This is a genomic window from Alkalihalobacillus sp. AL-G, assembly GCF_030643805.1.
GTDB lineage: Bacteria > Bacillota > Bacilli > Bacillales > Fictibacillaceae > Pseudalkalibacillus.
Genome location: NZ_CP094656.1, coordinates 1,559,482 through 1,578,891 on the forward strand (window position 1 = coordinate 1,559,482; position 19,410 = coordinate 1,578,891).

At 41.3% G+C, this 19,410-nt stretch carries 18 protein-coding genes; 15 read left to right on the forward strand and 3 right to left on the reverse strand.

Annotated elements, in window-relative coordinates; translation table 11 throughout:
- Positions 1 to 264: 264 nt before the first annotated feature.
- The 7 genes from MOJ78_RS08075 (at position 265) to MOJ78_RS08105 (ending at position 4,212) form a co-directional block, all read left to right on the forward strand.
- Positions 265 to 720 (forward strand): pyridoxamine 5'-phosphate oxidase family protein, encoded by a 456-nt coding sequence (locus MOJ78_RS08075; protein ID WP_304980676.1) that lies wholly within the window; start codon positions 265 to 267, stop codon positions 718 to 720.
- Positions 721 to 820: 100 nt separating this feature from the next.
- Positions 821 to 1,459, forward strand: coding sequence for a TVP38/TMEM64 family protein (locus MOJ78_RS08080; RefSeq protein ID WP_304980677.1), 639 nt, complete (start codon positions 821 to 823; stop codon positions 1,457 to 1,459).
- 170 nt (positions 1,460 to 1,629) lie between these two features.
- The gene (gene map / locus MOJ78_RS08085) at positions 1,630 to 2,382 is read left to right on the forward strand and encodes a type I methionyl aminopeptidase (protein WP_304980678.1); all 753 of its coding nucleotides are present in this window, start codon (positions 1,630 to 1,632) and stop codon (positions 2,380 to 2,382) included.
- Positions 2,383 to 2,523: 141 nt separating this feature from the next.
- Positions 2,524 to 2,919 (forward strand): DoxX family protein, encoded by a 396-nt coding sequence (locus MOJ78_RS08090; RefSeq protein WP_304980679.1) that lies wholly within the window; start codon positions 2,524 to 2,526, stop codon positions 2,917 to 2,919.
- Between the two features lie 192 nt (positions 2,920 to 3,111).
- Complete coding sequence (locus MOJ78_RS08095) at positions 3,112 to 3,333, forward strand: spore coat associated protein CotJA (protein WP_304981208.1); 222 nt, start codon at positions 3,112 to 3,114, stop codon at positions 3,331 to 3,333.
- 12 nt (positions 3,334 to 3,345) lie between these two features.
- On the forward strand, positions 3,346 to 3,597 hold the full coding sequence (locus tag MOJ78_RS08100; RefSeq protein ID WP_304981209.1) for a spore coat protein CotJB: 252 nt from the start codon (positions 3,346 to 3,348) through the stop codon (positions 3,595 to 3,597).
- Between the two features lie 45 nt (positions 3,598 to 3,642).
- Entirely contained in the window at positions 3,643 to 4,212 is a 570-nt protein-coding gene (locus MOJ78_RS08105; protein WP_304980680.1) for a manganese catalase family protein, read from the forward strand.
- Between the two features lie 146 nt (positions 4,213 to 4,358).
- Here MOJ78_RS08105 and MOJ78_RS08110 read toward each other — a convergent pair whose 3' ends face one another.
- The 3 genes from MOJ78_RS08110 to MOJ78_RS08120 all read right to left on the reverse strand — a co-directional run bounded on the left by MOJ78_RS08110 (position 4,359) and on the right by MOJ78_RS08120 (position 6,753).
- Entirely contained in the window at positions 4,359 to 5,189 is an 831-nt protein-coding gene (locus tag MOJ78_RS08110; protein WP_304980681.1) for a TerC family protein, read from the reverse strand.
- A gap of 477 nt (positions 5,190 to 5,666) precedes the next feature.
- Positions 5,667 to 6,299 carry an O-methyltransferase gene (locus tag MOJ78_RS08115; protein WP_304980682.1) on the reverse strand — a complete coding sequence of 211 codons (633 nt, stop codon included), beginning with the start codon at positions 6,297 to 6,299 and terminating at the stop codon, positions 5,667 to 5,669.
- Complete coding sequence (locus tag MOJ78_RS08120) at positions 6,289 to 6,753, reverse strand: hypothetical protein (RefSeq protein ID WP_304980683.1); 465 nt, start codon at positions 6,751 to 6,753, stop codon at positions 6,289 to 6,291. The genes MOJ78_RS08115 and MOJ78_RS08120 overlap by 11 nt, the downstream gene beginning before the upstream one ends.
- A gap of 116 nt (positions 6,754 to 6,869) precedes the next feature.
- Here MOJ78_RS08120 and MOJ78_RS08125 point away from each other — a divergent pair, with 116 nt between their 5' ends.
- The 8 genes from MOJ78_RS08125 (at position 6,870) to addA (ending at position 19,395) form a co-directional block, all read left to right on the forward strand.
- Positions 6,870 to 7,676 carry a HEAT repeat domain-containing protein gene (locus tag MOJ78_RS08125; protein WP_304980684.1) on the forward strand — a complete coding sequence of 269 codons (807 nt, stop codon included), beginning with the start codon at positions 6,870 to 6,872 and terminating at the stop codon, positions 7,674 to 7,676.
- 450 nt (positions 7,677 to 8,126) lie between these two features.
- Positions 8,127 to 8,918: a GNAT family N-acetyltransferase gene (locus MOJ78_RS08130; RefSeq protein WP_304980685.1), complete on the forward strand. Its 792-nt coding sequence runs from the start codon at positions 8,127 to 8,129 to the stop codon at positions 8,916 to 8,918.
- A gap of 91 nt (positions 8,919 to 9,009) precedes the next feature.
- The gene (locus MOJ78_RS08135; protein ID WP_304980686.1) at positions 9,010 to 9,135 is read left to right on the forward strand and encodes a hypothetical protein; all 126 of its coding nucleotides are present in this window, start codon (positions 9,010 to 9,012) and stop codon (positions 9,133 to 9,135) included.
- Between the two features lie 375 nt (positions 9,136 to 9,510).
- Complete coding sequence (abc-f, locus tag MOJ78_RS08140; protein WP_304980687.1) at positions 9,511 to 11,139, forward strand: ribosomal protection-like ABC-F family protein; 1,629 nt, start codon at positions 9,511 to 9,513, stop codon at positions 11,137 to 11,139.
- A gap of 293 nt (positions 11,140 to 11,432) precedes the next feature.
- Positions 11,433 to 11,657, forward strand: a complete 225-nt coding sequence (locus MOJ78_RS08145) for a hypothetical protein (protein WP_304980688.1) — start codon at positions 11,433 to 11,435, stop codon at positions 11,655 to 11,657.
- A gap of 14 nt (positions 11,658 to 11,671) precedes the next feature.
- Positions 11,672 to 12,049 carry a YhjD family protein gene (locus tag MOJ78_RS08150; protein ID WP_304980689.1) on the forward strand — a complete coding sequence of 126 codons (378 nt, stop codon included), beginning with the start codon at positions 11,672 to 11,674 and terminating at the stop codon, positions 12,047 to 12,049.
- 106 nt (positions 12,050 to 12,155) lie between these two features.
- Positions 12,156 to 15,656: a helicase-exonuclease AddAB subunit AddB gene (gene addB / locus MOJ78_RS08155; RefSeq protein ID WP_304980690.1), complete on the forward strand. Its 3,501-nt coding sequence runs from the start codon at positions 12,156 to 12,158 to the stop codon at positions 15,654 to 15,656.
- Positions 15,649 to 19,395: a helicase-exonuclease AddAB subunit AddA gene (gene addA, locus MOJ78_RS08160; RefSeq protein ID WP_304980691.1), complete on the forward strand. Its 3,747-nt coding sequence runs from the start codon at positions 15,649 to 15,651 to the stop codon at positions 19,393 to 19,395. Before addB ends, addA begins: the two co-directional genes overlap by 8 nt.
- Positions 19,396 to 19,410: the final 15 nt, after the last annotated feature.

Genomic DNA, 19,410 nt, shown 5'->3' on the forward strand with positions numbered 1-19,410 from the left:
ACTTCATTTCCCTGTGGTCTCGCCAGTCCCTCGGTGTTGGCATACCAGTGTAATTCGTGGGTAATCGTGGCGCTTCGCTTTTCGAATCATTTGCACATGAACTCGTTTTTGATATGATGAAGTTATCATCACTATGTTCATTTCCGCATTGGATTGATTAGGGGATTTTTATTTCGGGTATAACAGTGATAATGCCTACATATTTAATGGATTTATTTTTACTTTTAAAAGAGAAGAATTTAGATCGTGAAGGGAGTTTTTGACTTGGCAAAACATGAAATACCTACTGAGCTTTCACCTGAACTAGTTGATTTCTTTAAAGGGGAAAAGCTTGTGAATTTAGCAACAGTTGATGCAGAATCTGGTGCACCAAACGTAAATGCAATCTCGTGGGTGAAAAGTGCAGATGAGAAAAGGATACGGTTTTCCGTAACGAATAATTCACGTATTGTAGAGAACATTAAAAATAATCCAGCAGTGGTATTGAACGTCATTGGTTTAGAAACGGTCTTTTCGATACAGGGTAAAGCAGAAATACTTGAAGATACGATGGAAGGCGTTAATTTAAAGCTGTCAAAAATTGAAGTAACCGTTGAGGCTGTCTTTGAAAGCATGTTTTGGGGAGCGAAAATCACTCAAGACCCAGAATATGTAAAGACATATAATCTAGAAAAAGCAAAAGAACTTGACAATCAAGTTTATGCCGCTTTAATGAAGTAATCTTGAGGGAGTGATGCTATTTAGATCACTCTCTTCTTCCAAGCCCGTATAAACATTATTAATTCATTTGTCTGCAGACGTGGCATGAAGGAGATCGCCAATGAGTTCGCAATGGGAAAGATTAAAGTATTTCTTAACTGAGCTTTCACAGGAAGATATTCTTCTATGGCTAGATGAATATCAGGATCTAGGACCCTTACCAGGTATCCTGTTACCAATGTTGGAATCCATTCTCCCGATATTGCCATTATTTCTTTTTGTAGCGGGAAATGCAGCAGCGTATGGCTTTTTCTGGGGGGTCTTATTTTCATGGATCGGAACAGCACTAGGTTCGATCATCGTTTTCCATATTGTACGGAAATTTGGTCAACAGCGTTTTATTAGGTTTATCGCAAAGCATCACAAAACACAGTCCTTATTAACATGGGTCGAGCGAAAGGGATTCGGTTTTTTATTTCTGTTATACTGCTTTCCTTTTACGCCTTCATCACTGATCAATGTGGTATCGGGACTGTCAAAAGTTAGTCCGTTCACTTTTATACTTGCCGTAAGTCTCGGTAAGCTTGTTATGGTCTTTTTCATCTCTTACATTGGACACGATTTTTTCTCGATCATCCATGAACCGGTGAAAATGATCATTATTGGGTCTGTTATTGTGGTACTGTGGCTTTTGGGTAAAATTTTAGAACGGAAATTACACAAACCACTAAGAGAGGATGGTGAAAAGGTTCCTCGGTGAAAAGGAGATAGAAACTACATATAATTATACATCACAGAGCTGGTTCGAAAATATTGGCCAGCTTTTTTACATGTTCATACATTAAGTATTAAAAATGTTGGCTAAGTCTGAAAAAAAGAGATGAAGATGCATATGATAAAGGAACAAAACAATTGGGAGGGTGAGAAAATGTGATTACACGTAAAACGCAAGAAGAAATAAATAAAATGCATAAAGCCGGGAAACTTCTTGCCTCCTGCCATAAAGAAATCAGTAAACGTATCGAACCTGGAACTACTACGCTTGAAATTGATCAGTTTGTCGAAGCGTATCTAAAGAAGCATGGCGCAACACCTGAACAAAAGGGCTATCAGGGATACCAATTTGCTACATGTGCATCCATAAATGATGTGGTCTGTCATGGCTTTCCATCGCCCACTCCGCTTCGTGAAGGTGATATTGTAACGATTGATTTCGTAGTGAATCTAGATGGTTGGTTAGCAGACTCAGCCTGGTCCTATGCAGTAGGAAAGGTTTCTGAAAATGGACTGCGTTTAATGAAAACAACCAAGGAAGCATTGTATAAAGGAATCGAACACGCTAAGGTAGGAAACCGGATCGGACATATTGCAAATGCGATTGAAGTGTTTGCGAAGGCCAAAAGGTACTCGGTTGTCCGTGACTTTATAGGACATGGGATTGGTAGTATGATGCATGAACCACCGCTTGTTCCACATTTTGGTCCTATTGAGCAAGGCCCTGTTTTAGAAGAAGGGATGATCATTACTATCGAGCCTATGCTGAATTGTGGTAGCTTTCATACTTACGTAGAGGAAGATGGTTGGACTGCACGGACAGTTGATGGTGAATTATCAGCCCAATATGAACATACGGTTGCAATTACAAATAACGGTCCGATTATATTAACCGACCAAGATAGTTAGAAAAAGAACTGCTGAGTTTAGGCAGTTTTTTTATTTAGTCAATAATAATTTTATAAAGTTACTTGACAAAAGTAAGTAATATGAATTATTATACTTACATAAAGTAAGTGAATAAAATATTAAAAAAGGAGAGGTTTTCATATGGATTTGGCATTACTAATCATTCGTCTTGTATTTGGGCTTACGTTTGCAGGACACGGTGCTCAGAAGTTATTTGGTTGGTTTGGCGGTCATGGGATTAAAGGTACTACAGGATTTATGGAATCACTTGGGCTAAAGCCGGGAAAAATGATGGCATTACTGGCTGGTTTGGGAGAGTTGATCGGTGGTTTGCTGTTTGCTGCAGGATTTTTAACAGAGGTTGCAGCGATACTATTAATCGGAACAATGCTTGTGGCGATCTTTAAGGTGCATGGCAAGAATGGTTATTGGATAACTGAGGGTGGGATTGAATACAACTTTGTCATCATAGTTGTTGCAATCGCTATGATTCTATCAGGACCGGGTGCTTTCTCTTTTGACGCACTTATGAAATAAAAATCGACTAAAAAATACTTTAAAGAGCTGACTGTTGGGGAAACCAGTATTTAATACTGGTAAACTCGGAGTCAGCTCTTTTACGATGCAATCGTTTTTCTGAAAACGATGTTTAAATGCGAATTACGTCTAATTTCTTTTTTCGATGAATAAATTGAATATGACTTTGTTTATAGGGAGGTATTGATGAGAATGCATACGTACAGAAAAGCTTGGCGTCCCTATATTGGACCGTGTGATCCTTGTCCGCCGCTTCAGGTTAAATTTTACGAAACACCGCCACAACTTTACTTAGGATTCCAGCCATATGGATTGAAGCAATTCGATGCTAGCACAGCATTATTCAAAGGTACACTTTGGCCAGCATTATATGCACCATATACGAATCCATACGAACGAGGGGAGGGGGAATAGGTGAGCAATCCGATGCCGGAAGAATTCTATCGTCTCATGCAACAGCTCCAGGAAGTCGATTTTGTACTCGTTGAATTGACCCTTTACCTCGATACCCATCCACAGGATTATGAGACAATCAAGCAATTCAATGAATGCGCACAAAGAAGCATGCTGCTTAAGCAGCAGATCGAATCAAAGTATGGACCACTTCAGCAATTCGGGAACAGTTACTCAGGCTATCCCTGGAATTGGAATCAGCCTCCGTGGCCTTGGCAAATGTGAGTGTAATAAACCAACTATGAATTATAAGGAGGTTGAACGAAACGAATGTGGATCTATGAAAAAAAGCTGCAATACCCTGTAAAAGTCAGTCAATGCAACCCGCATCTTGCAAAATATTTGATTGAGCAGTATGGCGGAGCAGACGGAGAGCTCGCAGCAGCACTCCGTTATTTGAACCAAAGATACTCGATACCCGATAAAGTGGTGGGACTGTTGACAGATATCGGTACCGAAGAATTTGCACATTTAGAAATGATTGCAACAATGGTATACAAATTGACAAAGGATGCAACAGCAGAGGAAATGAAAGCAGCAGGTCTCGGTGCTCATTATGCGGATCATGACAATGCACTTTTTTATCATAATGCTGCTGGGGTACCGTGGACTGCGACGTATATCCAGGCAAAGGGGGATCCCATTGCGGACTTGTATGAAGATATCGCCGCCGAAGAGAAGGCGAGGGCAACGTATCAGTGGCTCATCAATATGAGTGATGATCCAGACTTAAACGACGGATTAAGCTTTCTACGGGAACGGGAGATTGTGCATTCGCAACGATTCCGTGAAGCGGTGGAAATCCTTAAACAGGAGCGGGACCAAAAGAAGGTGTTCTAATAAAGGAAGGAGTTGACTCATTGTGAGATCAACTCCTTTTCTTTATTGATTTATTTTACAAATTACCGATATGTCTGAAAATTTCCTGATATAATTCAAAAAACCCCGATAAATGATAAAGCGCCCGGATATAACATTACTTTCAGCTATGCATTTTCCACTTTTTTAGCTGAATTCAAGTCCTCAGCCTCATTATCATCATTTTCATCCTCAGATTCCTCTGATTTTTTCCTGCCCGAAATGATCCATCCTGAAACTGCAATTCCCACAAGAACACCATAGAAGGAAAGCTTCCAAACAATACTATGTGTAAAGCTCTCGGAAATCACCCCGATATTCGGATGTGCAAGAGTATGAACAGCTAGCTTCACTCCAACCCAAGCAACAATCAAGTATGCTGCGGTCTCGAGACCAGGACGTTTTTTCAATACTTTTGATATATAGGTTGCAGCAGTTCGAATTAGCAGCAATCCAATTAAACCACCTGTAAAGATAACAAGGAATTGTCCTCCATCCATACCACCAATTTCAGGAATTGAAGTGCTTGGTAGGGCTATTGCTAGCGCAACAGCAGCAAGGATTGAATCGACCGCAAAAGCGATATCTGCAAGCTCAACCTGTACAACTGTTTTCCAGAAGCTTTTTTTCCCAACCTTTTGCTCTGCATTTGCTTCCTGATTTTTACCTTTTTTATCCCGATACTGTTTATAAATGTGTTTAGCAGCGATATAAATTAAATAAGCTGCACCGATAGCCTGGATTTGCCAAACATTCACCAGGTAGGAAATAGCGAATAGAGCCCCGAAACGAAAGATAAAAGCACCGAGTATTCCATAAAAGAGAGCTTTTTTACGTTGTTCCTTCGGGAGGTGTTTGACCATAACGGCCATGACCAGTGCATTGTCAGCAGATAGTAACCCCTCAAGACCGATCAGGATCAAAAGGGTCCATGCATACTCCAGCCATAATGAGTCCATGATCCTTTCTCCTTTCTCCATTTAAAATCGTGTTCAAAAAGGAGGATAAAAAGAGTCGAGATTTCTGAAGTTCGACAAAAATCATCACGCTGCGATAACGTCGAACTGACTAACATCCTGTTAGACTCCGGACTTTTTGAACAACAATTAAAAAAGACTTGGTCCTCGAAGGATCAAGTCTAAATAGAAAAAGACCTTCACCATTCGAGGCAAAGGTCTTGCTAACAACGTTTCGTTGCCAATAAAGCCGAGAGGAATATCCTCTGGAATGACGACTTTATTGTAAAAGCTACTCCCCTTTGAAATTCTACGATAAGTATACATAAGGACGAGCTTAACTGTCAACAGACTTATCTTTGCCTTTATGTTTGCATGTTTGTTAAAGCGTCTGTTTTACAAATACCACAAATGGCAATTTAGTAAACATGAAAAGGCACAGAGCGTAAAATGTACTTTGAAAATCAAAGAGAATACTAGTTAATCAACTACTCTTGCAATTGTAAGTCCATCACCGATGGGAAGGATAAGGCCCTCAAGTCTGGGATGATTCGCTACGGCTTCATTAAATGCTCTCAGCGCTTTTGTATCTACATCTTGAGCTGAAGCATCAATGACCCTACCACCCCATAATGTGTTGTCCCCAGTAATAATTGCTCCAGGGTTAGAAAGTTGAACACAGAGCTCAAGGTAATTAACATAGTTTTCTTTATCAGCATCAATAAAGAAAAAGTCAAAGCTTTCGTTGTTCGCAACAAGTTCGTTAAGAGATGTTAAAGCAGGACCGATTTTGTAGGAGACCTGTTCGTTGAAGTCAGCCTCGTTAACGTGCTGCTGTGCTACATCTGCATAGGATTGAATGAGTTCAAGTGAAGTCAACCGTCCTTTAATACCTGCCCCACGCAATAAACATATCCCGCTGTAACCTCCTAAAGCACCAATTTCTAAAAGCTTTTCAGCACCGGACATTTTCACGAGTAATGTGAGCAGTTTTCCCGTTTCAGGAGCTACAGAGATTGTCGGCATCCCAATTTCCTCGAGTGCATTTGTGATTTTTGCATATTGATCATCTTCTTTAACAAATACAGTTTGGATATATTGTTCAAGATCCATTTTTCTCTTCCTTTCTATGATTCCTGTCTTCTCTATCAGTAGTGTATTCGATACTATCGACAATGATATAGCCTAATATGAGTCCTGATAGAAAGTGTAGGTTTTCATTTCCGTATAAGAGTGTTGCGAATGGAGTCAACTTTCCCCAAGTGAGTATTGTGAAATAATAAGCAGGAAAAAGCAAGACCAGTAGAGAAGGGATTCCAAAAACAAGTAGTTTGCCCCAGTTGATCCCCACCTTTTTGTTTTTTTGATAGGATTGTTTGGCCTTTGGGATTGCGAAAAGGGCACCTAACAATACAGGGAAGAATAATGAATAATAAAAGTAAGGAGTGATGAGAAAGTTCTCCTCTGCTTTTATTTGTAAATGTTCTTCAAATTTGAATCCAATAAGTATTAGTGCTCCGTAGATGACTAAGTAAGACAGGTATTGTATGGCATTACGGTTTTTCATATGAGGAACCTCCATTTTGAATATACTGGACGTTGTTCAATTCTAATCAACCTTGTATGCTACCTCTTATTATAAAGCTACGATTCTGTTAAAGAAAGTAAAGGAGATGCTGAACCATGAACGAATGGGGAGAAACAATGAAAAGCTTGTTACAAAAACAACAATGGAAAGCGGCGATTGCTTGCATTGAAAGGGATAAAACGACACATGCAGGGACTGCTCCTGCACACATTAAACGGAAAGCGGTTAAGCTTATATTATCAACCTATAAAAATAACCCCGAAAAGGTGTTGGAAGCTGCAGAATACTTTTCTGGGCACAATAGTCCGACTGCTAAGGAAATCAGTGCGCACTTGCTTCCAGAAGTTTACTCAGTTAACCCCGATTCAGTCGCCCATTTGTTACATGAAATTGCTGATGATGACAACTGGGAAGTTCGAGAATGGGCGGCTGGCGGCTGTGGAGAATTATTGACCGAACAGTTTGATGAATTTTATCCAGTGCTGTATGGGTGGAAGGATGATCAATCAGAAAATGTCAGGCGAGCGGTTGCCCTTGCAGTCATGTATGCAAGTAAGCGACTAGGGACTGAATATGCATCGAAGCTTTTACAAGTTTTCGAACATCTCATGGCTGATTCTTCTACATATGTAAAAAGGAACCTGGGTCCGTTTGCGATTGGAGATGCGTTATTGAAACGATATCCGGAACAGGTCATTCCGTGGCTAAAAAAAATAGCGGAAACCGATGACGAAAATGTCAGGTGGAATGTTGCGATGGTATTCACATCTGCCGCTTCACGAACCTATTTTAATGATGGTGATGCAGTCTTGTCCTTGCTTGAGAACGATGAAAGGGCGTCAATCCAACGGGCTATTAAAAAGGCACGGCGAAATTTGGAAAAAGCAAGGGTTCAAATATAATGATTGAGGAGATAGCGGGATTTGAAGAAACAGTCCGGTCTATCGTTTTGGAATTAACGATTTGAAAATCTTCAAAAAAGTATTGCAACTTTCCCCTGAATCTGTAAAATAGTCATAATTGAGGTTGTTCAAAAAGTCCGGTAAAAATAGCGTCGAATTTCTTCGTTCCTTGAAAAAGAAGTTCACTTTTCCTTCGTGCGAGGTACCGCTTCCGTAGATTACTCTTGTACTCGGTCTCTCCGGTCCTCGAGACTGTCGTGCCTAGGGCTGACAGAATGTGAGTCAGTTCAACGTTGTAACAAGACTACGTACTTGTATACATCTGTGTGGTTTTGCGCCGAGTAACCGCAGGCGCAGGACGTAACGTACTTAGTTGAAATTCAGAAATTTCGGCTGTTTTGATCCTCCTTTTTGAACTTATAACAATACTGTTTGGAGGGGGAGGACATATTGATCAGACGGTTAACAGAAAGAGATAATGACCAAGTTATGGATTTTCTAGGTGAAGAACGTGCGCTAAACCTTTTTATCGTTGGTGACATTGAAAATTTCGGCTATGAAACCGATTTTCAGACACTTTGGGGAGAATGGAATGAAGAGGCTGAATTGATTGCGGTTCTTCTTCGGTACAGAGGAAATTTCATTCCTTATGCCCGTGGGAATTTCAATGTTGAGAAATTTGCTGAAATCATCAACGGGCAAGAACATTTCGAAATGCTTTCAGGAAAACAGGATATCGTTGAAAAGTTTGACGGGCTTCTACCAGTCGGGGAACAGCGGCTTATGCATTTTGCTGAAATTGTCTCTGCTGAACAGCTGGATAAAATCGGAGACCGTGGTAGGATCCATGTGGCTACCGAGCAGAATATCGATTTAGTATTTCCGTTAATGGAAAATGTATTTGATTTCAGTAATAATTCAAAAGAGGGCCTCTTACAAACCTTAAAAACAAAGAGTGGCCGGACCTTTTTTATTAAGGAAGAAGAGCTAGCAATTGCATGCGCTTCAACAACTGCTGAAAATTCAATGTCCGCTATGGTCGTAGGAGTTTGTACAGATGAACACCATCGGAACAAAGGGCTCGCTTCGGTTTGTCTGAGTGCCTTATGTGAAGAGGTCTTAACGGAAGGGAAGTCTCTTTGTCTTTTTTATGATAATCCAGCCGCAGGATCCATATATAAACGACTCGGTTTTAAGGACATCGGTAAGTGGTCGATGTGGCACAAGGCGGTTGAACGATAAATTCCTTTACTTAGACCAGTAACTATGGACAGCTCGGGAATATTAACGTATAATTTAGAGCAAATTACGACATGAAAAGGAGGTGCAAGGAATGCTTACAGGTTTGTTACGTATGATGGCATGGATTACTGTTGAGGTCGTTTCTATAACACATGAAATAACTTTCGACGGGAGAAGTATGCCCTTTTTTCCATACGTAAAACAAATCGGATCGTAAGCAAACCTTAGCCTTCTAACTCCTGATATAGATATGGATAGCCATGGGCAGGTTCAGCTTGCTCATGGTTTTTTAATGCTTATTTTAAGAGGATGTTCAAAGAGTATCCAAGAGCTCATGCACCTGTGTCTACAAGATTCTGCTCCGGTGGAAGCTTCCTCGGTGCAAGGCAGCAATGATGTTTTCGAGTTAGTAGCCTTCCTCAAAACTGCCGGGCCTTGGGCTCACACGATGTGAATCAGTTCGACGTTTTCACAGGACGTGAAGTAGTTAGTCGCACTTCTCATAAGAAATTCTGATTCGCCTACTTTTTGAACTTACATCTAAATTAACTTATCGAACTTCAAATGAAGGAATCTAAAGGAGACAACAATCATGATCGTATGCTCAATAAATCAAATCAGTAAAATGTATGCAGGGACCTGGATTTTTCAAGATATCACCTTACAATTGCACGAGAAAGAACGTGTAGCATTAATCGGCACGAATGGATGCGGTAAATCGACCTTGATGAAATGCATCGCTGGGATTGAACATGTTGATGCCGGTACACTTTCCTATAAGAAAGACATTACAATCGGAATGCTTGATCAAATTCCGAATGTGACTGAACCGGTAACTGTTGAAGAATTGTTAAAACAGTCATTTGAAGAAGTTTATAAGGTTGAGATGCAGCTGAATCAAGTTACTGAAAAAATGGGTGATCCCAAAGAACAGCACCAGCTTGAAAAGCTTTATAAACACTATGCTTCTCTTCAGGAAAAGTTTGAGGAAATGAACGGATATGCAATCGAATCAAAAATCAATGGCGTACTCCAAGGACTCGATCTTGAACAATTACGAACCCACACATTCCAATCATTAAGTGGAGGTGAACAAACAAAAGTAGGTCTCGCAGCTATTTTACTTGAAGAACCGGATCTTTTGTTACTTGATGAGCCTACAAACCATCTCGATATGGAGGCCCTCGATTGGCTGGAGGATTATCTGAACAACTATAACGGGACAGTTCTTGTCATTTCACATGATCGCTATTTCCTTGATCGCATTACAACAAGTACTGTGGAAATTGATTCTGGTGCAATCGAGCAGTGCAAGGGGAATTATTCGAATTTTGTCCAAGAGAAAGAAAAACGGTTGATGATTGAATTCCAGGCTTATCAGGATCAACAGAAGAAAATAAAAAAAATGAAAGAAGCGATTAAACGGATGCGCGATTGGGCGAACCGCGCTGATAACCCGAAAATGCATAAACGAGCCAGGAATATGGAGCGTGCACTAGAACGAATAAACAAAATAGACCGACCTCAGCTAGAGCGTAAGACAGCAGCACTCGAGTTTCAAAAAGCAAAGCGAAGCGGTAAAGATGTTATTGTTGTTGAGGCTGCTTCGAAAATGATCGAAGACCGTATTCTATTTTCTGACATTAACCTTTTGCTTCAATTCCAAGAGAAGGCAGCTATCATCGGGAAAAATGGTGTTGGGAAATCTACGCTGCTTCGAATGATTCTTGGTGAAGTCCCGGTTGAGGAGGGTACAGTCAAATTAGGTGCCTCAGTAAAAGTCGGTTATTTATCGCAAAAAGGACTTGTTGGGTATGATGACTGGACAGTAGTCGATGCCTATCGAGATGTTGCGGAAATTGAAGAGGGAAAAGCAAGACACAGACTGAGCAAATTCCTCTTTTATGGAAAAGAGGTCTTTCAAAAAGTCAAGGACTTAAGTGGTGGAGAACGGACCAGACTTAGATTAGCACAGATCATGGCGGAAAATGTCAATTTTTTAATTCTTGATGAACCGACAAACCATCTCGATATCGACTCAAGAGAAGTACTGGAGGAAGCATTAGAGGAATTCAAGGGTACGATGCTGGTCGTTTCTCATGATCGCTATTTTTTAAACAAGCTGATTGACCGGATCTTCTGGATCGAAAACGAAGGTCTCTATAGTTATATCGGCAATTATGAAGCGGTGAAGCAAGAGCGTTTGCAACAAAAAGCTTAATATTATTAGAGTAATCAAGTAATACTAGGGATCAGTATGGATACCTGAGCTTCCGTAAAATCAGGGTATTTGTACTGATCCTTTTATTTTACGGGTATGACGTCCCTTTTCCTCGATGATTATTATGGGGAGATCAAACTCAAAACTATAAAATCCAAAAAGAGTAATCAAGCGTTTAAACGAAAGATGACCGCATTAATAATTGGTAATTATTACATCGAAATAAATCTTGCATACAGAACAAATGTTCGCATATAATAAAAGAAACAAATCATAAGAGAGGGTGATCGAATTTGAAAAGGTTGTTAGAACTGTGTTTTGAACAGAAGAAAATGATTGAAATCGTCTACCTATCTACGGACGGAGCAATTACACAACGTGAAGTATGGATTTTATCGATTTCAGATGAAATTCTTACCGGTTATTGTTATCTGCGTACACAGACACGTGCTTTTCGAATCGATCAGATCCTTTCCGCACGAATTGTAAAAGCAAGACGTCAAACTGATGTAGTCTAAGGAGGAGAATCGGTATGTATGCAACAAAAGAAGAAAGTACTTTAATCGACCGGTATATCCTTTATCCGATGATCTTAACAATACTAGACCGTGATTTGAAAACGATTCAAAAGGCTCCTTTCAAGTTTACTCAACCTTATGAACAATGGATCGAGTATAAAATGAGGGAGGTAAGCCTCACCCTTCACGAAATTCGGAAGGAAATGAAATCAAGAAACATTAAGGTTGCTTTATATCGTAGAGTTCAAGACACTTCGGAATACAATGTACTTGTTCGAGGATACGATGAAGTTATCAAGTATTCCAACCTACACCTTCGTAATCAAGCAGAGCTTTACCTTCAGCACTTATTTTTAGATAGATTGCCTTCAAATATGAGTAAGCCAAGCTAAGACTCAGAGGGATTACTGCCATTTTCTTCAACCTATAAATTCACTCCGAAAAATGAGATAATAATAGATAGATATTAGTATGTGTTCAATAAGGGGGAACGGAATCATGTCCATCCGATTTAAAATAGGAAGAGCAGGAAGCGGTAAGACCACTTCTTGTTTAGAAGAACTTAGAGAGCGGCTGAAAAAGGAACCTCATGGAAAGCCGCTTATTTTTCTCGTGCCAGACCAAATGACCTTCCAGATGGAATATGAGCTGATTAAAACGCCTGGGCTCGGCGGGATGATTCGTTCACAAGTATTCAGTTTTTCAAGACTTGCACTTAAGGTTTTGCAAGAGGTCGGTGGACTGACGAGATATCATTTGAATTCGACAGGGATGAACATGCTCCTTAGAAAAGTGGTTGAAAAAAACAAGGATGATCTTCGGCTTTTTCAAAAATCGACAGATCAACCAGGTTTTTATGAACAATTAGAAGAGATGATCACAGAATTTAAACGGTACTGTTTATCTTCGGATGATCTTGAATCGTTTGCGATGAACTTTTTTAATGGAAAAGAGGATCGGAAGCTGTTAGCGGACAAGCTCCACGATGTACATATTATTTATCAACGCTTAGAAGAATTGGTAGCCGATAAATATATAGATTCAGAGGATTATCTACGGTTGTTTGAAGAAAGGATACCTGATTCAACGTACTTGAATGACTGTGAGATCTGGGTAGATGGATTTCATAGTTATACACCACAGGAGCTTGGGGTGCTTGCCGCCTTAATGCGAAAAGCAAAGCAGATGACGATTACAGTGACACTGGATCACCCTCGAGAGAACACTCCATCTGACCTTGATTTGTTCAGGATGACCACAGCAACGCAGCAAAAGCTTCAAGAGATGGCTCAAGAAGCTGGTGTTCAAGTAGATTCCTGTGATGTATTGAATCAATTTCCGAAGTTTGGTGATACACCATCGATTCGACATGTGGAGAACTATTATCATGAACGTCCGGTGGTTCCTTTTTATGGTGAAAGCTCAGTTACATTAAGTGGGGCTGTCAATCGAAGAGCAGAGATTGAGGGTGTTGCTCGAGACATACAGGATCTTGTACAGAACAAAGGCTACCGGTACAAGGAAATTGCAATATTAGTACGTGATGCCTCAAGCTATTCAGATTTATTGGACACGATTTTTGTAGATTATGAGATTCCGTATTTCTTAGATCAAAAACGTTCGATGCTTCATCACCCATTAATCGAGTGTATTCGGTCCAGCATAGACGTCATATTACAGAATTGGCGCTATGATGCTGTATTCAGGTGTGTAAAAACTGACTTATTGTTTCCGTTTGATGAAAACCGATCGACAAGACAGTTCCGAGAACAGGTCGACCAGCTTGAAAACTTTGTATTGGCGCACGGAATTCATGGGAAAAAGCATTGGACAAGCAAGAAGGACTGGGTGTATCGAAAGTATCGATCCCTAGACCAGTCGTTTGGCAGCCAGACAGATGAAGAGCGTAATAAGCAATTGATGATTAATGATGCAAGACAAATGATCGCCGATCCGCTAGCAAGGCTTGAACGCGATCTTAAAAGTGCCAAAAATGGAAAGCAGCTTTGTGAAGCACTCTTTTTATATCTTGAAGACCTGAGAGCACCTGCAAAGCTTGAAGAATGGCGTTATCAGGCTGAAAAAGAGGGGGCACTGAGCCTCGCTAGGGAACATGATCAGGTTTGGGGAGCTGTCATCGATTTACTTGAACAGATGGTCGAAATCGCTGGGAACGAGCCGATAGGTTTAGAGCTTTTCAGTAAAATGCTTGACACTGGATTAGAATCTATGAGATTTGCACTCGTACCACCTTCCATCGATCAAGTATTAATCGGAAGTCTTGATCGCTCGAGATTATACAATGTCAAATGTAGCTTTGTGATCGGTGTAAATGATGGCATATTGCCTGCAAAGCCGAAAGAAGAGGGAATCTTTTCGGAAGACGATCGCGAAAAATTGTTGGAGCAAGGGGTTGAACTTGCACCAACTGCAAGACAATCCTTACTGGACGAACCGTTTTTGATTTATAACGCTATGAGCAGTGCTTCTGATTATTTATTTGTATCCTATCCTCTTGCAGATGAAGAAGGAAAGTCGCTCGTTCCGTCCATTTTGATGAACCAGTTGAAGGAATTATTTCCGGAGCAAAAAGAACGGTTACTCATGCAAGAGCCTGGCGACGGTGAGGAGTCAGACGATCGTTTTATCGTTAGACCGGCACGTACGTTATCGTATTTAACCGTTCAGCTTCGTCAGTGGCAAAAAGGGTATCCGGTTTCATCAATTTGGTGGGATGTTTACAACTGGTTTGTGGAGAATGAACGTTGGTCAGACACAGCTAAACGTACTGTACACAGCCTTTTCTATGTGAATAAAGCTGAGCAGCTTACCAAAAAGACAAGTCAAGAATTATACGGTGACCATTTAAAAGCAAGTGTATCACGGATGGAAAAGCATCAATCCTGTCCATTTTCACATTTTGCAAGCTACGGGTTGAAGCTGGAAGAACGGCCATTATTCCGCCTTGAAGCACCGGATATCGGTCAACTTTTCCATGCCGCTCTAAAAGAGGTCGCAGACTATCTTAAGCAGCGTAATATCGACTGGCAGGAGCTATCCGCTAAAGATTGCTATCGAATCGCAGGTGAAATGGTTGAAAGACTTGCACCAATGCTTCAGAGTCAAATCCTGCTAAGCTCAAACCGTTATAACTATATCAAGAGAAAATTAAAAAATGTCGTCGGTCGAGCAGCCTATGTTTTAAGTGAACAAGCGAAGGCAAGCGGGTTCTCACCGGTAGGACTTGAGCTTGGGTTTGGGATGGGAGACCAACTACCACCATTAAAATATACACTTCCGAATGGATCGACAATGGAAGTGATCGGCAGAATTGATCGGGTCGATGCGGCAGAAAGCAGCGACGGACTAGTCCTTCGTGTCATCGACTATAAATCGAGCCAAAGAGGCTTGAATCTTGCTGAGGTTTATTATGGCATCGCCTTACAAATGCTGACGTATCTCGACGTCGTATTAACCTATTCAGATACATGGATGGGAAAAACTGCAAAGCCTGCAGGCGTGTTATATTTCCACGTACACGATCCCGTCCATTCGTCGAAAAAACTGCTTACGCCTGAAGAAATCGAGAAGGAGCTGTTTAAGAAATTTAAAATGAAAGGGCTTGTGCTCGAGGATGAAGAAGTTGTTCAATTGATGGACGATACGATCGATGGACATTCAAGCATCATTCCGGTCGCAACGAAAAAAGGCGGGGGCTTTCAGAAGCGTTCCTCTGTCATCAGTCATGAACAATTTGATGAGGTGAGATCTTATGTACGTTCGATGATTGGTTCGATCGGAACAGAGATTACAGATGGGAAAATCGACATATCACCATATGAAATCCGCAAACGAACACCGTGTACGTTTTGCTCATACCGCTCTGTGTGCCAATTTGATCAATCTCTTGATGAAAACAATTATCGTACGTTGATTAATATAAAAGATGAAGAAGCATTTGAGGGAATGCGTAAGAAAGAAGGTCAAGACGATGCGTGAAGTAATTTCAAAACCAGAAAATGCACAGTGGACAGATGAACAGTGGCAAGCAGTCACAGCAAGGGGTGAGGATATCCTGGTCGCTGCTGCGGCTGGATCCGGAAAAACCGCTGTTCTTGTAGAACGAATTGTACGTAGGATTACTGAAAAAGATGGAATTGATGTCGATCGATTATTAATCGCGACCTTTACAAATGCGGCTGCAGCTGAAATGAGGAAGCGGATCGGACTTGCTCTAGAGAAGGCATTAACGGAAAAGCCAGGTTCCCTCCATCTTAGAAGGCAGCTGACGTTGTTGAATAGAGCGACCATCTCCACCTTGCACTCATTTTGCATTGAAGTGCTGAGAAAGTATTATTTTAAAATCGAGCTTGACCCTAACTTCAGGGTTGCTGAAGAAACAGAAGCAGAATTGATCCGTCAGGAAGTTCTCGAAGAGCTTGTTGAACAAGAGTACGGGATAGAAGACAATGAGGCATTTTTTGAATTGGTTGATCGATTCAGTAATGACCGAGGTGACGATGAAATCTTAAGGATGGTCATCCAGTTGTTCAAATTTTCAAGAAGCCATCCATGGCCAGATCAATGGCTCTATCAAATGGCTGAAAAATATGAGCAAAGCTTTACAGTCCAATCCATCGATGAACTTACATGGACACGAGATCTGATCGTTGATGTTCAGCTTCAATTGAATGGAATGACTGAACTGTTGGAACAAGCCAAAAAGTGGGCACTGCTACCCAACGGGCCTGGCCCCTATTATGATAATCTGCTTGAAGATGAACAAGCTCTTCATTCATTGACAGAAGCAAGTCATAAGTCGTGGACAAGCCTTTATGAACAATTCCAATTGATATCATTCGGACGGTTGAAGGCGTGTAAAGGGGACGAATACGATGAAGATTTGAAAGAGAAGGTAAAGGTGATCCGAGACAAAGTTAAAAAACAGGTAACTGGACTTCAAGAGGAATTGTTCAGTCGTTCACCGGAATCCTATATTGAGCATTTACAGGAACTCGCACCAGTTATGAAAACACTGGTAGGGCTCGTTCAGAAGTTTGCCTATCAATTTCAAGCTGCAAAAAAAGAAAAAGGCTTAGTCGACTTTTCAGACCTTGAACATTATTGTCTTGAAGTGCTGACAGGGGAATCGTCATCTCTTGAAAGCCTAGTTCCATCCGAAGCAGCACACGAATACCGTCAGAAGTTCATCGAAGTACTTGTCGATGAATACCAGGATACGAATTTAGTTCAGGAATCGATTGTACAGCTAGTGACTAAAGAACCTGAAGAGGGGTCAAATCTGTTCATGGTTGGGGATGTGAAGCAAAGTATTTATCGCTTCCGTCTAGCTGAGCCAACGTTATTCTTGGAAAAATATAAGCGATTTTACGGATCGGATCCTGGAGAGGGCTTGAGGATCGACCTCGCACGGAACTTCAGAAGTCGCCGAGAGGTATTAGACAGCACTAATTTCCTCTTTAAGCAGATCATGGATGAAACAGTTGGGGAAATTGAATACGATGAGCCCGCAAAATTGAGGCTCGGTGCAGATTACCCTGACAACAATAAGACAGCAACAGAGCTCGTTCTTGTCGATCGGAATACGGATGATGAGGCTATAGAAGATGGTGAGGACATTGAAAGCCTTGAAGCGATTCAGTTGGAAGCAAGGTATATGGCGAGTCGAATCAAGGATTTAATCGGCCAAAACGACAAACAAGAGCCCTTCCAAATTTATGATACAAAGCTTAAGCAATATCGTTCGATTCAATATCGCGATATCGTCATTCTTTTGCGTTCGACCTCAACATCGGCACCGACATTGTTGGAGGAATTTAAGAAGCAAGGAATTCCAGCCTACGCAGACCTTTCCACTGGTTATTTTGAAGCGGTGGAAGTGTCAGTGATGATTTCACTATTACAAGTCATCGATAATCCTCACCAGGACATTCCGTTAGCTTCTGTCCTGCGTTCACCGATGATTGCGCTATCTGGGGAAGAGCTTGCCGAGGTACGAATCGCCAATAAAAAAGGATCGTATTATGATTCGTTGAATTCGTTTTTGAAAACTGGAAAGCAGACGAGTCCGACCTACCAGAACATCGATCGATTTTGTCGTGATTTACAACGATGGAGAACAAGAGCGAGACAAGGTGACCTTTCAGACCTAATCTGGCAAATTTACCGTGAAACCGGTTATTATGACTACGTCGGAGGTATGCCAGGTGGACAACAGCGGCAGGCCAACCTCCGCGCGCTTTATGACCGGGCAAGACAATATGAAAATACTTCGTTCCGCGGGTTATTCCGTTTTCTCCGTTTTATCGAACGTATGAAGGATCAGGGGAAGGATCTCGGAACAGCGAGAGCACTTGGTGAACAGGAAGATGTCGTAAGGATCATGACGATCCACAAAAGCAAAGGACTTGAATTTCCTATCGTTATGGTCGCAAATTTGAACAAACAGTTCAATGAAATGGATCTTCGAGGCTCATTTTTATTGCATAAAGAAATTGGTTTCGGTGCGAAATATTTGAATCCAAAACTACGGATCAGCTATCCAACACTTCCGCAACTATCGATTCAAAAACGATTAAGGATGGAAATGGTTGCTGAAGAAATGCGAATTCTTTACGTTGCGCTTACCCGTGCGAAAGAGAAGCTGTATTTAATCGGTGCAGTGAAGGATTTAGAAAAGCAGTTACAGCAATGGGAGTATATGGTTTCTCGTGCCGGATGGCTATTACCCGACTATGAACGAGCCTCAGCAAAATCGTATCTTGATTGGATTGGTCCATCTGTCATCCGCCACCCGATGATGACGCAGTTAAGGGAAGCGGTTGGAGCAGGGGAAGTGCTCGATCCCGAACTGAACGCAGCAACAGATAACTGGAAGGTATCGTTACTTTCCGCGCGAGAACTCGTTGAAATCGAGGACAAAGATCAAATCGATCAGCAGGAGCGACTTAAGCAAATCAAGGAATGGACAACTGTTGAGACGGAAACGACTGATGATGTTGTAGAAGCTTTATCGTGGGAATACTCGTACCAAGCTTCTCGAGAACATATGTCGAAACAATCGGTTACGGAGTTGAAGCGAAACCAGGATACGAGAGATGAATACGGTGATACATCCTTCGTCCGCCAATTTCGGAATCCAATTGGGGATCGACCGGGCTTTTTACAGGAAAAATCAATGACCGCTCCAGAACGCGGAACAGCTACGCACCTCGTTATGCAGCATTTAACCGATACGAAAACCATTACAGAGGAGTCGGTTAAAGAAAAGCTCGCATGGATGCTTCATTCTGAGCTGATTACAGAAGAGCAGTCTGAAGTGATTGATATCGAATCCATTGTAAAGTTTTATGAAACGGAAATCGGTAGCAGACTGCAGCAGGCACCCCAAGTTCATCGCGAAGTTCCATTCACCATGGCATTGCCTGCTGATGAAGCGTATTCGGATTGGAAAGGACCTCGAGGAGAGCACGTTTTAGTACAAGGTGTAATGGATTGTGTAATTGAGGAAGAGGATGGGTTTGTGTTGCTCGATTATAAGACCGATTCAATAACAAATCGTTTTGAGAGCTATGAAAAAGCAAAACCAACCTTAGAAAATAGATATACACTTCAGCTGAACCTGTATGCTCGTGCGATAGAACAAATATGGAAAAAGCCATGTAAAGAAAAATATTTATACTTTTTTGATGGTGGACATGTCTTGAAGTTGGACTAATGAAGGAGGAATTTT

Coding starts and splice junctions, on each gene's coding strand:
- MOJ78_RS08120 (WP_304980683.1), bottom strand. CDS start 6,753: ATGAAAAACCGTAATGCCATACAATACCTGTCTTACTTAGTCATCTAC.
- MOJ78_RS08080 (WP_304980677.1), top strand. CDS start 821: ATGAGTTCGCAATGGGAAAGATTAAAGTATTTCTTAACTGAGCTTTCA.
- MOJ78_RS08105 (WP_304980680.1), top strand. CDS start 3,643: ATGTGGATCTATGAAAAAAAGCTGCAATACCCTGTAAAAGTCAGTCAA.
- MOJ78_RS08135 (WP_304980686.1), top strand. CDS start 9,010: ATGCTTACAGGTTTGTTACGTATGATGGCATGGATTACTGTTGAGGTC.
- addA (WP_304980691.1), top strand. CDS start 15,649: ATGCGTGAAGTAATTTCAAAACCAGAAAATGCACAGTGGACAGATGAA.
- MOJ78_RS08110 (WP_304980681.1), bottom strand. CDS start 5,189: ATGGACTCATTATGGCTGGAGTATGCATGGACCCTTTTGATCCTGATC.
- MOJ78_RS08100 (WP_304981209.1), top strand. CDS start 3,346: ATGCCGGAAGAATTCTATCGTCTCATGCAACAGCTCCAGGAAGTCGAT.
- MOJ78_RS08125 (WP_304980684.1), top strand. CDS start 6,870: ATGAACGAATGGGGAGAAACAATGAAAAGCTTGTTACAAAAACAACAA.
- MOJ78_RS08090 (WP_304980679.1), top strand. CDS start 2,524: ATGGATTTGGCATTACTAATCATTCGTCTTGTATTTGGGCTTACGTTT.
- MOJ78_RS08095 (WP_304981208.1), top strand. CDS start 3,112: ATGCATACGTACAGAAAAGCTTGGCGTCCCTATATTGGACCGTGTGAT.
- MOJ78_RS08115 (WP_304980682.1), bottom strand. CDS start 6,299: ATGGATCTTGAACAATATATCCAAACTGTATTTGTTAAAGAAGATGAT.
- MOJ78_RS08150 (WP_304980689.1), top strand. CDS start 11,672: ATGTATGCAACAAAAGAAGAAAGTACTTTAATCGACCGGTATATCCTT.
- abc-f (WP_304980687.1), top strand. CDS start 9,511: ATGATCGTATGCTCAATAAATCAAATCAGTAAAATGTATGCAGGGACC.
- addB (WP_304980690.1), top strand. CDS start 12,156: ATGTCCATCCGATTTAAAATAGGAAGAGCAGGAAGCGGTAAGACCACT.